This is a genomic window from Pseudomonas sp. HB05 (assembly GCF_016756915.1).
GTDB lineage: Bacteria > Pseudomonadota > Gammaproteobacteria > Pseudomonadales > Pseudomonadaceae > Aquipseudomonas > Aquipseudomonas alvandae.
This window is the reverse complement of sequence record NZ_JAESPG010000042.1, coordinates 36,090-53,658: the sequence shown is the minus strand read 5'-3', so window position 1 is coordinate 53,658 and position 17,569 is coordinate 36,090. Positions and strand designations below refer to the sequence as shown.

The window sequence follows — 17,569 nt, the reverse complement described above, 5'->3', positions numbered from 1 at the left end:
CCCCCCGCCACCGGGTGCATCAGACACTTCTGATAGCCGTCAATGCCGCGTCGCAATCCAGATCAACAGCCCTGCCTGGAACATCGCAAACGCTACCAGGCAAGTGATCGTGAAGCGCAACCCGGTGTCTTCGCGCTTGAACTTGTTGACCTTCTCTTCCTGCTGCTTGAGCTTGACCTCCTGTTCCGCCAGGTTCTGCTCGGCTTGCTGGAGCATCTGTGCGGCTTCGAGGATTTCAACGAATTGCAGTTTTTCGGTGTTCCAGTCGCCCGTTAGATCGCCGACCTGGGCTTGTTTCACGCTGCCCTTGAGGTGCTGCGCGTCGGCGTAGACCACTTCGAAACCGTGGGCCTTGAGGAAGTGATCACGGCGCAGGCGCGTGTCTTCGTTCAGTGCGTCCTTGTTGTTCAAATCGGTGCCGTCAACCCGATAGCTCGACCAACGCTTCTTGGCCCAGGTGATGCCCTGGGCGGCGAGGAAGCGGCCGATGCCCCGATTCAGGGGCTCGACTTGCAAACTGTCGGGCGAGAAGAACAGGCGTTTCTCGACGTGGTCGGCCCAGACGTCGAGGTGGTTCTGTTCCTTGCGCACCCGCTGGCCCGGCAACTTGATGCTCATGCGCAGCAAGCTGCGTTCCTTGCTATGGCGTTCGGCATAGCTGAACTCGACAAACCGCAGGGGTCGCACGCCAGTGGAGCGATCGGTCTTGAGCGGGGCCAGCCGGAGCATTTTGTGATGCTCGGCCTGCACGTCCGCCCAAGGCAGTTCCGCTGCGGCTGGGGTGGCCGTTTCGGCAGCGGTGTCGGGTGAAGTTTCAGTCTCAGTCATAACGGCAAAATCCTGTCCAGGCCGGCTTGTCGGCAGCCGTTGCGCTGTCCGACACCGGTTTATCGGCCGGATTTGCCAAGACTGGAGGGCTATAGGCCACTAAATCCGCTTAACGGGCGGCCAACGTGCCAATAAAACCCAGGATGCGAGTACTGAGTTCGGCTGCCAACGGCAGGTTGGGATCCTTATACGAAGCCAATTGCCGCTTCACATCGTTGGGCACGATGCGCATTACATGGTTCATGCCCTCGATCAGCGCCAGTTCGGCGTCAGGCTTGGCGGCTTTCAACTGTCTGGCGTCGTCGACGCTGACCTGGATATCGTGGCTGCCCTGGATGATCAAGGCCGGCATCTTCAATGCCGCGAACGCCTGGGCCGGGTCCTGGCGGAACAGCGAAATCAGATACGGCTGCACGCTTGGCCGGAAGATGACCTGCAGTTGCGGCGGAACGTTGGGGGCGGGGCGACCGGCCTTGAGGCTGTCGAGCAACTCGTTGCTGCGCAGCATCAGCGGCGGTGGCAAGCGGTTACCGAGCTGTTGACGCAGTACCTGGTCAATCGGACGCGCGCTGCCGGCCAACGAGATGACCGCCGCCGCGTTGGCCTGGGGCGCGGCGAGGCTGGCGATCAGGGCTCCTTCGCTGTGGCCCAGCAGAATCAATGGGCCCAGTCGCGGATCGGCGGCCAGCTTGTGGCTCCAGGCCACGGCATCCGCTACGTAGGCTTCGACGCTCAGGTTGCGCTCGTCCGGTGTCGCCGCAAGGCTGGCGGCCACGCCGCGCTTGTCGTAGCGCACGCTGGCGATGTTGTGCTTGGCCAGCACCCAGGCCAGGCGCTTGAGGCTGTCGTTGCGCCCGCCCTCGGGGTTGTTTCCGTCACGATCCGTAGGACCCGAGCCAGAAATGATCAGGACTACGGGCACCGGCGTGTCGGACTTTGGCAGCAGCAGGGAGCCGAAAAGCTCACCGTTGCCGGTGTCGAGGCTGAGGGGACGTTGCAGCACGGTGGCCTGGGCGAAGCCCGAAAGCAGGCCGGTCAACAGGGTAAGGCTCAAGGCAAGCGCTCTTAACATCATGACGCCATTAGTTACGAAGGTGCCGGTTGGACTGGCGGGCACCGATAAGGTTCGAGGATGAACTACTTGGGGAGCCTGCGTATACTGGCGCCCATCTCGACTCTCAGCGATTTCACGGAGCGCCCTGCATGTCCGGCAATACCTACGGCAAGCTGTTCACCGTCACCACCGCGGGCGAAAGCCATGGCCCGGCGTTGGTCGCCATTGTCGACGGCTGCCCGCCGGGCCTGGAGATTTCCCTGGAAGATCTGCAGCGTGACCTGGACCGCCGCAAGCCCGGCACCAGCCGCCACACCACCCAGCGCCAGGAAGCCGATGAAGTCGAAATCCTTTCCGGCGTGTTCGAAGGGCGCACCACCGGCTGCGCGATCGGGCTGCTGATCCGCAATACCGACCAGAAGTCCAAGGACTACTCGGCCATCAAGGACCTGTTCCGCCCGGCCCACGCCGACTACACCTACCACCACAAATACGGCGAGCGCGACTATCGCGGCGGCGGGCGCAGTTCGGCCCGGGAAACCGCGATGCGCGTGGCGGCCGGGGCGATTGCCAAGAAATACCTGGCCAGCCAGGGCATCGTCATCCGTGGCTACATGAGCCAGTTGGGCCCGATCGAAATCCCGTTCAAGACCTGGGATTCGGTGGAGCAGAACGCCTTCTTCAGCCCCGACCCGGACAAAGTGCCGGAGCTGGAGGCCTACATGGACCAGTTGCGCCGGGACCAGGATTCGGTCGGCGCGAAGATCACCGTGGTCGCCGAAGGCGTGATGCCTGGCCTGGGCGAGCCGATCTTCGACCGCCTCGACGCCGAACTGGCCCACGCACTGATGAGCATCAACGCGGTGAAGGGCGTGGAGATCGGCGCCGGTTTCGCCTGTGTGGCCCAGCGCGGCACCGAGCACCGTGATGAACTGACGCCGCAAGGCTTCCTGAGCAACAACGCCGGCGGCATCCTTGGCGGTATTTCCTCGGGCCAACCAATTGTCGCCCACCTGGCGTTGAAGCCGACGTCGAGCATCACCACGCCGGGACGCTCCATCGACATTAACGGCAACCCGGTTGACGTCATCACCAAGGGCCGTCATGACCCTTGCGTGGGCATCCGCGCCACGCCGATCGCCGAAGCGATGATGGCAATCGTGCTGATGGATCATCTGTTGCGCCATCGCGGCCAGAACGCCGACGTCAAAGTCGGCACGCCGGTGCTGGGTCAGCTTTGATGGCTGGCCTGCCGACCGCCGTGGCCTGACGACCATGGCGGCGTTGCCGTACTGGCGGCTTTCCAGTTTCTACCTGTTCTATTTCGCGTTGCTCGGTTCGACTGCGCCGTTCCTGGCGCTGTACTTCGATCACCTGGGATTCAACGCGGCGCGCATCGGCGAGCTGGTGGCGATCCCCATGCTGATGCGCTGCGTGGCGCCGAACCTCTGGGGCTGGCTGGGGGACTACACCGGTCGACGCCTGGCGATCGTGCGGTTCGGCGCGATCTGTACGTTGCTGAGCTTTTCGCTGATCTTCATCGATAAAAGCTACGCCTGGCTGGCGATGGTCATGGCGCTGCATGCGTTCTTCTGGCACGCGGTACTGCCGCAGTTCGAAGTCATCACCCTGGCGCACCTGAGTGGACAAGCATCGCGCTACAGCCAGATCCGCCTGTGGGGCTCCATCGGCTTCATCATCACCGTGGTCGTGCTTGGCCGCTTGTTCGAATGGCTGAGCCTGGACATCTATCCCGTGGCCCTGGCCTTGATCATGGGCGGCATCGTACTGAGCAGCTTCTGGGTGCCCAACGCCCAACCGGTGCAGGGGCCGCGGGTGGCCGGGGAGGGTTTCCTGCGGCAATTGCGCAATCCGGGGGTGCTGGCGTTTTATGCCTGTGTCGGCCTGATGCAAATGAGTCACGGGCCGTATTACACCTTTCTGACGTTGCACTTGGAACGCCTGGGCTACAGCCGTGGATTGATCGGCGTGCTCTGGGCGGTCGGCGTGGTCGCGGAGGTGCTGGTTTTCCTGCTGATGAGCCAGATCCTGGCGCGTTTTTCCGTGCGCCGGGTGCTCATGGCGAGTTTCCTGCTGGCGGCGCTGCGCTGGTTGCTGCTGGGGTCGCTGGCCGAGTTCCTCTGGATACTGTTGTTTGCCCAGGTGCTGCACGCGGCGACGTTCGGCAGCTTTCACGCCGCTGCCATCCATTTCGTGCAACGTAGTTTCGGCCCGCGCCAGCAAGGCCAGGGCCAAGCGCTGTACGCCGCGCTGGCCGGGACTGGCGGGGCGTTGGGCGCACTGTATTCCGGCTACAGCTGGAATGCCTTGGGCGCCGGTTGGACATTCAGCATCGCCAGCCTCGCAGCCTTCGCTGCAGCCGTTATCATTGCCACACGCATGCAAGAGGACAGGCCATGAGCCTTACCCGTGAACAGCTCGCCCAGCAGATCATCGACGCCGGGCGTTTTTTATACGGTCGCGGTTGGTCGCCGGCCACCAGCAGCAACTATTCGACCCGGTTGTCCGCTGACCAGGCCTTGCTCACCGTGTCGGGCAAGCACAAGGGACAGTTGTGCATCGACGATGTGCTCGCCACCGACCTGGATGGCAACAGCCTGGAGCCAGGCAAGAAACCCTCGGCCGAAACCCTGCTGCACACCCAGTTGTATCGCTGGCGCCCGCAGATCGGTGCGGTGTTGCACACCCATTCGGTGAACGCCACGGTGCTGTCGCGCCTGACCGGCGAAGCGTTCATTGACTTTGAAGACTATGAACTGCAAAAAGCCTTCAGCGGTGTAACCACCCATGAATCCCGCGTCCGTGTGCCGATTTTCGACAACGACCAGGACATCGCTCGCCTGGCCGCCAAGGTCCAACCCTGGCTGGAAGCGCATCCCGATTGTGCCGGTTACCTGATCCGCGGCCACGGCCTGTACACCTGGGGGCCGGGCATGAACGATGCGTTGCGCCAGATCGAAGCGTTTGAATTCCTGTTCGAGTGCGAGCTCAAGACCCGCGCACTTCTGAACCGATAATTGCTGGAGCCATTGCCATGAGCAGCCTGTCCGTCTACCACGTTTCGAGTCCCGAAATTCCGAACAAGGTCCTGACCCACTTCGAGGACATCGCCTCGACCCTGGCCGAAAAAGGCGTGCGGTTCGACCGTTGGGAAGCCGCGACGAAAATCCAGCCCGGCGCCAGCCAGGATGAAGTGATCGCCGCCTACAAGACCCAGATCGACCAGCTGATGACCGAGCGCGGCTACGTCACGGTCGATGTCATCAGCCTCAACAGCGACCATCCGCAGAAAGCCGAACTTCGCGCCAAGTTCCTTGATGAACATCGGCACGGCGAGGACGAAGTGCGATTTTTCGTCGCCGGTCGTGGGCTGTTTATCTTGCACATCGACGATTACGTCTACGCGGTCCTGTGCGAAAAGAACGACCTTATTTCCGTGCCCGCCGGTACGCCGCACTGGTTCGACATGGGCGAACACCCACATTTCGTTGCCATTCGCCTGTTCAACAACCCGGAAGGCTGGGTCGCCAAGTTCACCGGCGACGACATCGCCAGCCGCTTCCCGCGCCTGGAGGACTGACTTCGTGACAATCAAAGCCATCCTCACCGACATCGAAGGCACCACCAGCGCGGTGAGTTTTGTCTTCGACGTGTTGTTTCCCTATGCCGCCGAGCACCTGCCGGATTTCGTCCGGCAGAACGCCGGTCGCGCCGACGTGGCGGAACAATTGGCCGCTGTGCGTCGCGACAGCCATGAGCCGGACGCCGATGTGGAGCGGGTCATCACAATCCTGCTGGGCTGGATCGCCGAGGACCGCAAGGCCACGCCGCTCAAGGCGTTGCAGGGCATGGTCTGGGAGCAGGGCTACCAAGCCGGGCAGTTGAAAGGTCATGTTTACCCGGATGCGGTGCAGGCACTGAAAGATTGGCACCAGCAAGGCTATCGGTTGTTTGTGTATTCCTCGGGCTCGATCCAGGCGCAAAAACTGATTTTTGGCTGTTCCGAGGCGGGCGACCTGTCGCCGTTGTTCAGCGGTTATTTCGACACCACGTCCGGGCCCAAGCGGGAGGCGCAGTCCTACCAGCGCATCAGCGAGGCGATGGGCATCGCGCCAGGGGAGATTCTTTTCCTGTCGGACATCGTCCAGGAACTGGACGCGGCCCGTGACGCCGGGATGGCCACCTGTGGCCTGGCGCGTGAAGGTGGCGAACTGGCCGGTCACGAAACCCTGGCAAGCTTTGCGGACATCGAGCCGTCCCGGTTCGGCGCCTGAACGGCAGGCAAAAAAAATCAGGCCATGGAACCGTAAGGCTCCAGGCCTGATCCCAACACAGCGTGTCAGGCGCTGTGGTAGGTCGGTAGCGCGAAGCGGTGCTGGCTTTGCAGCATCGCCACGGGCGGCAACTCGCTGGCTTGCTCAGCCAGATCGCGGCGAATCGCACTGATGGCCCAAGACAACTGGTCCCCGGCGTGCAATTGCGCGTAGGAAATCGTGCGCTTGAACAGTTTGCCGTCGCTGTTGCGCAAGGTCAGCAGGATGCCGCCATCCGGGCGTGCCTGGGTGGTGACTTCGTAGTTGGAAAACAGCGATGCAAACTTCTCTTGAATCATATTCATCGTTCATTGCTCCATGGTGTGGCAAACCGTGGAGGGGTAGTTGCAGTGTCTGTGCCAGCATTCGATTAATTTAAAAACCATTAAAAAACAACGAGATACGGATTTCGCGTATTTTTGCTTTCGTGCAACTTGCATGAACGGCCATCGTGCATCCTGCATTTTGCGTGGTCGGGCGTTTATTTATGGAACCAAACCGTGTCCTCGCGCTCACGCCTCGCCTGTGCCGGGCCGTGGATACAAAACATTGCAAAAACCGCATGTACAGCCGTCAAACGGCTGGGTACTTTCGAGCCGAAATCCGCACACGCCCATGACAAGAACCACGGCCCACGAGGTCGAGCGGGGAAGGATCACCCATGAGTCGTACACCCAGCGACGCCATTACCTGGGGCATGATGCTGCGCAAGCTGCCCACCATCGCCAGGGCGGTTCCCCGCATTGTCAAAGGCATGAAACTCGCCAACGTCCAGGACCCGACGCAGCCCTGCGGCCTGGGCTGGTGCTTCGAGCAGGCCACGCAACGCAATCCCCAAGGCCCGGCGCTGCTGTGCGGCGACGCGGTGCTGAGTTATACACAGGTCAACGAGCAGGCCAATCGCATCGCCCATTACCTGTCGGCGCAAGGCGTGGGCAAGGGCGATTGTGTAGCGATCTTTATCGAGAACCGTCCACAGTTGCTGATCACCGTGCTGGCCGTGGCGAAGGTTGGTGCGGTCAGCGCGATGATCAATACCGCGCAGACGGGCGATGCCCTGGTGCACAGCCTTGCGTTGGTCACGCCGGTGGCCGTGGTGGTCGGGGACGAACGGGTTGCGGCGTTCGACGACGTGCGTGGCCGGGTCGGGCTATCGCACGGGCGAACCTGGTGGGTGGCGGATCAGGAAAACGTCCCTGCGCCGTCCGGATTCGTCGACTTGATGCGTGCAAGCGAGCAATACCCGGGCGAGAACCCGGCCAGCAGCCAGCACGTATTCTTCGATGATCCCTGTTTCTATCTGTACACCTCCGGCACCACCGGGCTGCCCAAGGCCGGGGTCTTTCGCCATGGCCGCTGGATGCGCACCGCCACCAGTTTCGGCCTGATTGCCTTGGACATGCAGCCCGAGGACATCGTCTATTGCACGCTGCCGCTGTATCACGCCACCGGCCTGTGCGTGTGCTGGGGCGCGGCGATATGCGGTGCTTCGGGTTTCGCCATGCGCCGCAAATTCAGCGCCAGTCAGTTCTGGAGCGACGTGCGACGGTATCAGGCAACCACGCTGGGTTACGTCGGTGAGTTGTGCCGTTATCTCGTTGATCAGCCCGCCAGCACCACGGACCGGGAGCACAGCGTGACGAAAATGATTGGCAACGGCCTGCGCCCCGGCGCGTGGGCTGCGTTCAAGACACGTTTCGGCGTTGACCATATCTGTGAACTCTACGCAGCCAGCGACGGCAATATCGGTTTCACCAACATCCTCAACTTTGACAACACGGTCGGGTTTTCCCTGATGGCCTGGGCGCTGGTGCGCTACGACCACGACAGCGGCGCGCCATTGCGCAACCTGCAGGGACGCATGCAGAAAGTCCCCAGGGGTGAGCCGGGCCTGCTCTTGGCTCGCATTGATGACAAGGCACCGCTGGACGGCTACACCGATCCGACCAAGACCGAGAAAATCATCTACCGGGACGTCTTTATCCCGGGCGATCGCTACTTCAATACCGGTGATCTGCTGCGCAACATCGGTTTTGGCCATGGGCAGTTCGTCGATCGCCTTGGCGACACCTACCGTTGGAAAGGCGAGAACGTTTCCACCACCGAAGTCGAGAACGTGCTGCTGCAACATCCGCAGATTGCCGAGGCGGTGGCCTATGGCGTTGAGATCAACGGCACCAATGGCCGTGCCGGCATGGCCGCGATTACGCCGGCCGAATCCCTGGCGACCCTGGACTTCAGCGAGCTGCTGCGGTTTCTGCAATGCAAGTTGCCTGCTTACGCGGTGCCACTGTTCTTGCGCATCAAGGTGAAGATGGACACCACCGGCACCTTCAAATACCAGAAGACCCGTCTCAAGGCCGAGGCCTTTGACCCCTGCCTCACGGGTGATGAGCCGATCTACGCCTGGCTGCCTGACAGCTCGACCTATGTGCGTGTGGACCGGCAATTGTCGACAGGGATCCAGGGCGGCCAGTACCGCTATTGATTCTGGCTATGACCGCTGCAGATAAAAAAGGGATGACAGGCCCCGGGTCCCTCGGGAAACTAGCGGCTTTGCAACGAACCGATGGAGTTTCCATGTCCGATACAAGCCGCCAGATGACCCCTGAAGAGGCTGCGGAGTTTGCCGAGCAGGTCTTCAACGTTGCCCGCCAGGGCGACGCCGCGATGATGGCCGCGCTGCTGAGCAAGGGCTTGCCGCCGAACCTGCGCAATCACAAGGGCGATACCTTGCTGATGTTGGCCGCATACCACGGGCATGTTGAAACGGTGAAAGTCCTGCTGGAACACAAGGCCGATCCGGAGATCCGCAACGACAACGGCCAGAGCCCGATTGCCGGGGCGGCGTTCAAGGGTGACCTGGCGGTGGTTTCAGCCTTGGTGGACGGTGGCGCGCAAGTGGAAGGTTCCTCGTTCGATGGCCGCACGGCGTTGATGATGGCGGCGATGTTCAACCGGGCGGAAATCGTCGATTACCTGATCAGCAAAGGCGCCGACCCCAAGGCCAAGGATGCCAACGGCGTCTCGGCACTGGATGCGGCCAGGACCATGGGCGCGGTGGACACCACGGCGCAGTTGGAAAAATTGTTGAGCTGACAATGAAGCTTTTTGTGGCGAGGGAGCTCTTGTGGCGAGGGGATTTATCCCCGCTGGGGCGCGAAGCGGCCCTAAATCTGGCAACTCGGTATGTCAGATTAATCGGGGGCCGCTTCGCAGCCCAGCGGGGATAAATCCCCTCGCCACAGCAAGCTCCCTCGCCACGGGACCCTGACTTGGCCTGGGGGATGCGCTATCCTTCGCGGCCGCAAAAATACATCGCCACAGGAATAGCCCCATGAAAGCCGCACTCGTCGAACTCATCAGCAAAATCAGCTCCGGCTGCCTGGGCGAGGCGGACATCGAGAAGATCGCCGATGAAGCGGCCCAGGCCTACGCCGACCCGGTGGCTTTCCTGGCGGCCAACCCGGACATCAACTACGACGACACTTTCCCGATCCCGCTGGGCGAATGGGTGGTGGTCGGCAGCCTGCCGGACACCGTGTTGTTCCAGGCCGATACCTACGTCGAATTGTTCGAACAGATCGTCGCCTCGTTCGGCCCCGGCGTTGCGTTCAACCTCAAGCCCAAGCAACTGGCAAAGACTGAAGCCCTGACCGCGCTCAACCGCATCCAGATCCAGATGAGCAGCCTGAACAAGGAAAACGGCGGCTATGTGCTGATGAACATCAGCCAGTTGCTCGACGATGAATTACAGATGGTGCTGGTGTACGGCAATGACCTGCCACGCGTGCTGGAGTTGTGTGCCGAAGTCGGCATCGCTGCGGCGCCGGCCCTCGAAGCCCTCAAGGTTGCGGTCCACGTCTGAAGCAATAAAACGGAACCCTTGCCCAGGCCCCGCTATCCTAAGTGGGCATGTCACCATTTGGGAGCGACACCATGGGTTCCACCTTCAACGGCCTGATTGGCCTGATTATCCTGGCGCTCGATATCTGGGCGATCATCAACGTACTCAAGAGTGGCGCGGAAACCGGGATGAAAATCCTCTGGGTGTTGCTGATCCTGCTGTTGCCGGTGTTGGGCCTGATCATCTGGGCGATTGCCGGGCCGCGTGGCAACGTGCGGGTCTGACCGCTCGCCAATAACTCCCTGATAAAAAGAATGCCCGACAGGCCGTGACCTGTCGGGCATTTTTTTTGCGCGACGGTTTCAGGCGGCCGCCAGCGAAGCCTTCTGCGAAGCGCTCAGGAAGCGCAGCAATGCCAGCAGCGGGAAGGCGCTGCCAACGATCACCACCCACAGCCAGCCGCCGTGTTCATAGACCGCACTGGCGATCGATGAGCCAAATGCACCGCCGATGAAAATGCTAGTCATGTATAGGGCATTCAGTCGGCTGCGGCTTTTCGCGTCGAGGGCGTAGATGGTGCGCTGGCCCAAGACCATGTTCATCTGTACACAGAAATCCAGGACCACGCCGGTCACTGCCAGGCCAATCACGCTGTAGATCGGGTGGATGAACGCCGGCAGGAAACTCAGGCTGGCGAACAACATGGCCAGCAGCGAAGCGATCCGGGTGTGACCGGCGTCCGCCAGGCGGCCGGCAATGGGCGCGGCGATGGCGCCGATTGCTCCGACCAGGGCGAACAGCGCGATCTCCGTCTGGGACAGGCCATGGTTACGCGCCAGTTCCAGCGGTACGGCGGTCCAGAACAGACTGAATGTGGCGAACATGCAGGCTTGGTAGAAGGCCCGTTGCCGTAGCTGCGGCTGCTGGCGCAACAAGGTGCCGAGCGAACCCAGCAGTTGGCCGTAGGACGCGCTGTGGTCGGGCTGGCGCTTGGGCACGGTCAACGCCAGGACGACGCTGATGGCCGCCATCAGCGCGGCGGCGATGATAAACATGGCCCGCCAGCCGAAATGATCGGCCACCACGCTGGACACCGGCCGCGCCAACAGAATCCCCAGCAACAGGCCGCCCATGATCCCACCGACGACCCGTCCCCGGGATTCCTCCGGCGCCAGGTGCGCGGCCAGCGGAATCAGGACTTGTACCGAGACGGAACTGAAACCCACCAGCAGCGAGACCAGCAGGAACACATTCGGCTGATCGGTGAAAGCCGCCCCCAGCAGGCTGGCAATCGCGACCACGGTGGTGAGGATCATCAAGCGCCGGTTTTCCAACAGGTCGCCCAGCGGCACGAGGAAAAACAGGCCCAGGGCATAGCCGATCTGCGTCAGCGAGACGATCAGGCTGGCCATGGTGCTGCTCAGGCCGACGTCGGGTGCGATCAGTTCGATAATGGGTTGGGCGTAGTAGATGTTGGCAACGATGGCGCCGCAACAGAAAGCGAACAACAGGACCATGCCGCGGGTCAGTGCGCTGCCGGGCGAGGTGGGTGGATGAGCACTCATGGCAATCTCGTCGATCAATTGAAAGGATGGCGTGAGGCTAAAGACTTGCAGGGCTCTGGAACAGGGCTTTGTGGCTGATATCAGTCATGCCTGTTGTTAATGATGGATCTCAATATGTAGGAAAGCTGTGTGGCGAGGGGATTCATCCCCGCTGGGCTGCGCAGCGGCCCCAAGAGAGCGGCTCAATGCAATCAGTCTGATACACCGGAGCTTGCGCTTTCAGGGCTGCTGCGCAGCCCAACGGGGATGAATCCCCTCGCCACAGGACCGCGCGCAGCTCGTTGTTCCTTTATTGCCCGCTATAGATCTGGTCGAAAACCCCACCGTCATTGAAGTGCGTCTTCTGCACGGTGCGCCAGTCGCCGAAGGTCTTCTCCACCGACAGGAAGTCAACTTTCGGGAAACGGTCGGTGTACTTGGCCAGCACCGCCGGGTCCCGTGGACGAAGGTAGTTGGCGGCGGCGATTTCCTGGCCTTCAGGCGACCACAGGTATTTGAGGTACGCCTCGGCGGCTTCGCGGGAGCCTTTCTTCTCGACCACTTTATCCACAACGCTCACCGGTGGCTCGGCTTCGGCGGACACGCTTGGGTAGACCACTTCGAACTGGTCGCGGCCAAACTCGCGGGCGATCATTTCCGCTTCGTTTTCAAAGGTCACCAGCACGTCGCCGATCTGGTTGGTCATGAAGGTCGTCGTCGCTGCGCGGCCACCGGTGTCCAGCACGGGGGCTTGCTTGAACAGCTTGCCGACGAAATCCTTGGCCTTGTTCTCGTCGCCACCGTTCTTGAGCACATAGCCCCACGCCGACAGGTAGGTGTAGCGGCCGTTGCCGGAGGTTTTCGGGTTGGGCACGATTACCTGCACGCCATCCTTGAGCAGGTCGGGCCAATCCTTCAGCGCTTTCGGATTGCCCTTGCGCACGATGAACACCGTGGCCGAGGTGAACGGCGCGCTGTTGTTCGGCAGGCGGGTGACCCAGTTGTCCGGAACCAGCTTGCCGTTGTCCGCCAAGGCGTTGATGTCGGTGGCCATGTTCATGGTAATGACATCTGCCGGCAGGCCGTCGATGACCGAACGCGCCTGCTTGCTGGAACCGCCGAACGACATTTGCACGGTGATGTTCTCGTTGTGTCCGGCTTGCCAGTGTTTCTGGAACGCGGCGTTGTAATCCTTGTAGAAGTCGCGCATCACGTCATAGGAAACGTTCAGCAGGGTCGGGGCGGCGTGGGCCAGGCTGCCGAAGGTCAGGCCAGCGGCAAGAAGAGAGGCGCCAAAGAATTTCTTCACAGCGAATTCCTTTTTATTGGAAAGGGGGCGGGCGATAAGCCAGCACACTAGCGATAAGCTTATAAGCCTTCAAGCACTAAAAAGTGCTTTGCTTATTCCATTTTCTTGAACAGCGCGTTGCCACAACGGGAGCAGAAAGCCGCACCGTGCTCATGGTTGTTTTTGCTGCACACCGGGCAGTCATGCTGGAGTTGATCGCCGCGCATGGCCGTGGCGAGTTCAGCGGTGAAGATACCCGTCGGTACGGCGATGATCGAATAGCCGGTGATCATCACCAGGGAAGAAATGACCTGGCCCAGCGGCGTCTTCGGCACGATGTCGCCGAAGCCCACGGTAGTGAGTGTCACGATAGCCCAATAGATCCCCTTGGGGATGCTGGTAAAGCCATGCTCGGGCCCTTCGATGACATACATCAGCGTGCCAAACACCGTCACCAGGGTCGATACGCTGACCAGGAACACAATGATCTTCTGCTTGCTGCCCCGTAGCGCGGCCAATAGGTAATTGGCCTGCTTGAGGTACGGGCTGAGCTTCAGCACCCGGAAGATCCGCAACATACGGATGATCCGCACGATCAGCAGGTATTGGGCATCGCTGTAGTACAGCGCGAGGATGCCCGGCACGATCGCCAGCAGGTCTACCAATCCGTAGAAGCTGAACGCGTAGCGCAGCGGCTTCGGCGAGCAGTACAGGCGCAGGCCGTATTCGACCAGAAAGATGAAGGTGAAGCCCCACTCGATGTAAGCCAGCAGGGCCGCGTAGTTCTTGTGAACGCTGTCGATGCTGTCGAGCATCACGATCACCAGGCTGGCCAGGATGATCAGCAACAGGGTGCTGTCGAAGCGTCGGCCCGCCACGGTATCGGTCTGGAAAATAATGACGTAGAGGCGTTCCCGCCAGTTGTTGCTGCTGTCCATGACTTTCGCCTGAATCAATAATCAGCGAAGCCTAGGGCGATTGCCCTGCGCAGTGCAAGGCGCGGTATCGAGGATTACCTGATGCCAGAGCCGCCCAGTCGCCTGAACCAGCCAGCAGGCGAGGATGAACGGTGCCGTCAGCGGCGCCACGCCCAGCGCTGCGAAACCTGGTGTGAGAAAGACTGCCAGAGCAATGCCCGTCAGTGGCGGCCATGGTTTGCGGGTGTGTTGGCCGAGGGCCAGGGCCACCAACGCCGGGTTGTAGCCGCCCAGTCCCGACAGGGCCAGGTTGCCGTCGTGATGCAGCCAGGCGAATGCAACGCCGACGATGGACCCGAACAGCGCCCAGCCAGCGGCGCGACGATTGGCGACCAGCAGGCCGATTGCAATCAGCGCGCCGGCCAGTGGGTGGTCGAGAAACACCACTTGGCCCAGGCCGTTCAAAGGGGCGAGCAGCAGATTGGGCAAACTGATCTCCACCGACGCGGGCGGTGGGGAGAGCGGGGCGAAACCCAGCAGCAACCAACCCAGCCCCACGAATGGCGCGGTGTAGGCGGGCAGGCAGCGAGGGCCAGGGGTTCGCTTGAGCCATTGCTGGGTCAGCATCGCACTGATGCCGCCGCCGGCAATGATCAGCGGTGGCAACAAGGGCGACCAGGGCAGCTTCAGGCTCAACATCAATCCCAGCAGGATCCCGTTATAGCTGAAGAGGCCGGCTTGCCGATGCTCCTTGGCATAACCGCGTCGCTGCGCCGTCAGCAATCCCGCCACGCCGCCCAGCAGCGCACCGCCGAGCAAGGCTGGCGCGGTGAGCAGGATTGCCAACAGGCACAGCAAGCCGCACAGCGGATGGCGCTGGAGGAAAATCTGGCTGAAACCGTTGAGCAGGGCGGTGGCCCAGTCGGGGCAGTGGGTGTTGGACATGATAGGTGAGTGTCAGAGGGACCGGGTCGACTTCATCGCGAGCAAGCTCGCTCCCACACTGGGTTTGCGGCGTTCACAAAACCCTGTGGGAGCGAGCTTGCTCGCGATGAGGTCAGTACAGGCGCTAGATCAACGTCTCGATACGCAGCGAATTGGTCGACCCCGGCTGCCCGAACGGCACGCCCGCGGTGATCAGCAAAGTGTCGCCACGCTGGGCCATGCCTTGGGCCTGGGCGATTTCCAGCGCCGTGGAGCACACCTCATCGACCTGCTTCAAACGGTCATTGACCACCGAATGCACGCCCCAGGCTACGGTCAGTCGGCGGGCGGCCTGCAGATTTGGCGTCAGGTTGAGGATCGGTACCGTCGGCCGTTCCCGCGCCGCCCGCAGGCTGGAACTGCCCGACTCGCTGTAGTTCACCAACACCGCCACCGGCAGGACGTTGCTGATCCGGCGGATCGCGCAACTGATGGCGTCCGACACCGTGGCCTCGGCTTTCGGCCGGCTGACGTCCAACTGCGCCTGGTAGTCCGGGCCGTTTTCTACCTGGCGGATGATCTTGCTCATCATCTGCACGGCTTCGAGGGGGTAGTCGCCGGAAGCGGTTTCCGCCGACAGCATCACCGCATCGGCACCTTCGGCCACGGCGTTGGCGACGTCGGTGACTTCGGCGCGGGTTGGCGCCGGGGAGAAGCGCATCGATTCGAGCATCTGCGTGGCCACCACCACCGGTCTGCCGAGGGCACGGCAGGTGCCGATGATGGTCTTCTGGATCTGCGGCACGCTCTCGGCCGGGACCTCGACGCCAAGATCCCCGCGGGCAACCATGATCGCGTCGCTCAGTTCAGCGATCTCGCGCAGTTGGGTGACGGCCGATGGTTTTTCGATCTTGGCCATCAGGAACGCCTTGTCGCCGATCAGCGCGCGGGCTTCGCGGATGTCCTCGGGACGCTGCACGAACGACAGCGCCACCCAGTCCACGCCAAGCTCCAGGCCGAAGCTCAAGTCGCGACGATCCTTGGCGGTGAGTGGGCTCAGGTCGAGCACGGCCTGGGGCACGTTCACGCCCTTGCGGTCCGACAGCTCGCCGCCGTTGAGCACCTCGGTGTCGATGGCGTCGCTGTGCCTGGCGGTCACGCGCAAGCGCAGCTTGCCGTCGTCCAGCAGCAAATCCATGCCCGGCTCCAGCGCCGCGATGATCTCCGGGTGGGGTAGGTTGACCCGGCGCTGGTCGCCGGGTGTCGGGTCCAGGTCCAACCGCAGGGCCTGGCCGCGCTGCAGCAGGACCTTGCCGTCGGCGAATTTGCCCACCCGCAGTTTCGGTCCCTGCAAGTCCATCAGGATGCCCAAGGGGTAATTGAGCTGCTGCTCGACTTCGCGGATCCACTGGTAGCGCTGGGCGTGGTCGGCATGGTCGCCGTGGCTGAAGTTCAGGCGAAAGATGTTCACACCGGCCTGCACCAGTTCGCGGATGTCATCGATGCCACGGGTGGCGGGGCCGAGGGTCGCGAGGATCTTGACCTTTTTATCAGGCGTCATTTTTCGGGTTCTCGAGGATCAGGATGGCGCGAAAGTCGTTGACGTTGGTGCGGGTCGGCTCGGTGACGATCAACGCATCCAGCGCGGCGAAGTAGCCGTAGCCATTGTTGTTATCCAACTCGTCGCTGGCGCACAGGCCCAGCTCGGCGGCGCGGCGATAGCTGTCCGGGGTCATGATTGCTCCGGCGTTGTCCTCGGAACCGTCGATGCCATCGGTGTCGCCGGCCAGCGCGTGGATGCCGGGATGGCCCTTGAGGCTGTCGGTCAGGCTCAGCAGGAATTCGGCGTTGCGTCCGCCACGGCCATTGCCGCGCACGGTGACAGTGGTTTCGCCGCCAGACAGGATCACGCACGGCGCCGCCAAGGGTTGGCCATGCAGGGCGATTTGCCGGGCGATGCCGGCGTGGACCTTCGCCACTTCCCGGGATTCGCCTTCCAGGTCACCGAGGATCAACGGGCTGAAACCGGCCTGGCGTGCTTTCACGGCTGCGGCTTCCAGGGATTGCTGGGGGCGGGCGATCAGTTGGAAATGACTGCGGGCCAGGCTCGGGTCGCCGGGCTTGATGGTTTCCGATTCCGGGCTTTGCAGCCAGGTGCGCACCGTGGCCGGGATCTCAATGTCATAGCGCTTGAGAATCGCCAGGGCCTCGGCTGAGGTGCTGGGGTCGGCCACGGTGGGGCCGGACGCGATGACTGTGGCCAGGTCGCCGGGCACGTCGGAAATCGCATAGGTGTAGACCGTCGCCGGCCAGCAGGCTTTGCCCAGGCGTCCGCCCTTGATCGCCGAGAGATGCTTGCGCACGCAATTCATCTCGCCGATGGTCGCGCCGGATTTGAGCAAGGCTTTGTTGATCGATTGTTTGTCGGCCAGGGTAATGCCGGCCGCCGGCAAGGCCAGCAACGCCGAGCCCCCGCCGGACAGCAGGAAAATCACCCGGTCGTCTTCATTCAGGTTGCTGACGAGTTGGAGCACCCGTCCAGCCACTTCCAGGCCGGCGGCGTCCGGCACCGGGTGAGCGGCTTCCACTACTTCGATTTTCTGGCAGGGCGCGCCATGGCCGTAGCGGGTCACCACCAGGCCGCTGACCTCGCCCTGCCAGCAACGCTCGACCACTTGCGCCATCGCGGCCGCCGCCTTGCCGGCACCGATGACGATTACCCGGCCGCTGCGGTCGCTGGGCAGGTATTGTTCGAGGACGTGCTGCGGATGCGCCGCGTCGATGGCTGTGGCAAACAGCTCGCGCAGCAGTTGTTGCGGATCGACCGACATGG

The 17,569-nt window shown here is 62.2% G+C and carries 18 protein-coding genes; 9 read left to right on the top strand and 9 right to left on the bottom strand.

All coding sequences use genetic code 11. From position 1 onward, the window contains the following. Nucleotides 1–39 precede the first annotated feature (39 nt). Together JMN22_RS25115 and JMN22_RS25110 are read right to left on the bottom strand one after the other, a co-directional pair. Nucleotides 40–828, bottom strand: a complete 789-nt coding sequence (locus tag JMN22_RS25115; RefSeq protein ID WP_198798318.1) for a hypothetical protein — start codon at nt 826–828, stop codon at nt 40–42. 109 nt (nt 829–937) lie between these two features. Next, the gene (locus JMN22_RS25110; protein WP_198798317.1) at nt 938–1,903 is read right to left on the bottom strand and encodes an alpha/beta hydrolase; all 966 of its coding nucleotides are present in this window, start codon (nt 1,901–1,903) and stop codon (nt 938–940) included. Between the two features lie 128 nt (nt 1,904–2,031). On the opposite strand from JMN22_RS25110, the gene aroC reads away from it, so the two are divergent. Genes aroC through mtnC form a run of 5 tightly spaced genes read left to right on the top strand, consistent with a single transcriptional unit; the run spans nt 2,032 to nt 6,177 of the window. After that, the gene (gene aroC / locus JMN22_RS25105; RefSeq protein WP_198798316.1) at nt 2,032–3,123 is read left to right on the top strand and encodes a chorismate synthase; all 1,092 of its coding nucleotides are present in this window, start codon (nt 2,032–2,034) and stop codon (nt 3,121–3,123) included. Between the two features lie 34 nt (nt 3,124–3,157). After that, entirely contained in the window at nt 3,158–4,303 is a 1,146-nt protein-coding gene (locus JMN22_RS25100; RefSeq protein WP_198798315.1) for an MFS transporter, read from the top strand. Continuing rightward, nucleotides 4,300–4,920: a methylthioribulose 1-phosphate dehydratase gene (locus JMN22_RS25095; protein ID WP_030142327.1), complete on the top strand. Its 621-nt coding sequence runs from the start codon at nt 4,300–4,302 to the stop codon at nt 4,918–4,920. The genes JMN22_RS25100 and JMN22_RS25095 overlap by 4 nt, the downstream gene beginning before the upstream one ends. Nucleotides 4,921–4,937: 17 nt before the next feature. Then, the gene (locus JMN22_RS25090) at nt 4,938–5,483 is read left to right on the top strand and encodes a 1,2-dihydroxy-3-keto-5-methylthiopentene dioxygenase (RefSeq protein ID WP_198798314.1); all 546 of its coding nucleotides are present in this window, start codon (nt 4,938–4,940) and stop codon (nt 5,481–5,483) included. 4 nt (nt 5,484–5,487) lie between these two features. Then, nucleotides 5,488–6,177 (top strand): acireductone synthase, encoded by a 690-nt coding sequence (mtnC, locus tag JMN22_RS25085; RefSeq protein ID WP_030142325.1) that lies wholly within the window; start codon nt 5,488–5,490, stop codon nt 6,175–6,177. Between the two features lie 65 nt (nt 6,178–6,242). Here the strand turns inward: mtnC and JMN22_RS25080 are convergent, their stop codons facing one another. Next, entirely contained in the window at nt 6,243–6,521 is a 279-nt protein-coding gene (locus tag JMN22_RS25080) for a DUF3509 domain-containing protein (RefSeq protein ID WP_030142324.1), read from the bottom strand. A gap of 356 nt (nt 6,522–6,877) precedes the next feature. On the opposite strand from JMN22_RS25080, the gene JMN22_RS25075 reads away from it, so the two are divergent. The 4 genes from JMN22_RS25075 to JMN22_RS25060 all read left to right on the top strand — a co-directional run bounded on the left by JMN22_RS25075 (nt 6,878) and on the right by JMN22_RS25060 (nt 10,347). Beyond that, nucleotides 6,878–8,704, top strand: coding sequence for a long-chain-acyl-CoA synthetase (locus JMN22_RS25075; RefSeq protein ID WP_030142323.1), 1,827 nt, complete (start codon nt 6,878–6,880; stop codon nt 8,702–8,704). 92 nt (nt 8,705–8,796) lie between these two features. Beyond that, complete coding sequence (locus JMN22_RS25070; protein WP_030142322.1) at nt 8,797–9,315, top strand: ankyrin repeat domain-containing protein; 519 nt, start codon at nt 8,797–8,799, stop codon at nt 9,313–9,315. A 238-nt stretch (nt 9,316–9,553) separates the two neighbouring features. Further along, nucleotides 9,554–10,084, top strand: a complete 531-nt coding sequence (locus tag JMN22_RS25065; RefSeq protein ID WP_030142321.1) for a hypothetical protein — start codon at nt 9,554–9,556, stop codon at nt 10,082–10,084. Between the two features lie 71 nt (nt 10,085–10,155). Beyond that, nucleotides 10,156–10,347 (top strand): PLDc N-terminal domain-containing protein, encoded by a 192-nt coding sequence (locus JMN22_RS25060; RefSeq protein WP_030142320.1) that lies wholly within the window; start codon nt 10,156–10,158, stop codon nt 10,345–10,347. A gap of 78 nt (nt 10,348–10,425) precedes the next feature. Here JMN22_RS25060 and JMN22_RS25055 read toward each other — a convergent pair whose 3' ends face one another. From JMN22_RS25055 to JMN22_RS25030, 6 genes are all read right to left on the bottom strand, one after another. Further along, entirely contained in the window at nt 10,426–11,628 is a 1,203-nt protein-coding gene (locus tag JMN22_RS25055) for an MFS transporter (protein WP_030142319.1), read from the bottom strand. A 289-nt stretch (nt 11,629–11,917) separates the two neighbouring features. Next, a complete protein-coding gene (locus tag JMN22_RS25050; RefSeq protein ID WP_198798313.1) occupies nt 11,918–12,916 on the bottom strand; it encodes a sulfate ABC transporter substrate-binding protein in 999 nt (332 codons plus the stop codon). Between the two features lie 92 nt (nt 12,917–13,008). Continuing rightward, entirely contained in the window at nt 13,009–13,833 is an 825-nt protein-coding gene (locus JMN22_RS25045; RefSeq protein WP_198798312.1) for an ion transporter, read from the bottom strand. A gap of 21 nt (nt 13,834–13,854) precedes the next feature. Next, complete coding sequence (locus JMN22_RS25040) at nt 13,855–14,757, bottom strand: urea transporter (RefSeq protein ID WP_198798311.1); 903 nt, start codon at nt 14,755–14,757, stop codon at nt 13,855–13,857. Between the two features lie 124 nt (nt 14,758–14,881). Beyond that, on the bottom strand, nt 14,882–16,297 hold the full coding sequence (gene pyk / locus JMN22_RS25035) for a pyruvate kinase (RefSeq protein ID WP_198798310.1): 1,416 nt from the start codon (nt 16,295–16,297) through the stop codon (nt 14,882–14,884). Continuing rightward, nucleotides 16,287–17,567, bottom strand: coding sequence for a glycerate kinase type-2 family protein (locus JMN22_RS25030; RefSeq protein ID WP_030142314.1), 1,281 nt, complete (start codon nt 17,565–17,567; stop codon nt 16,287–16,289). The genes pyk and JMN22_RS25030 overlap by 11 nt, the downstream gene beginning before the upstream one ends. Nucleotides 17,568–17,569: the final 2 nt, after the last annotated feature.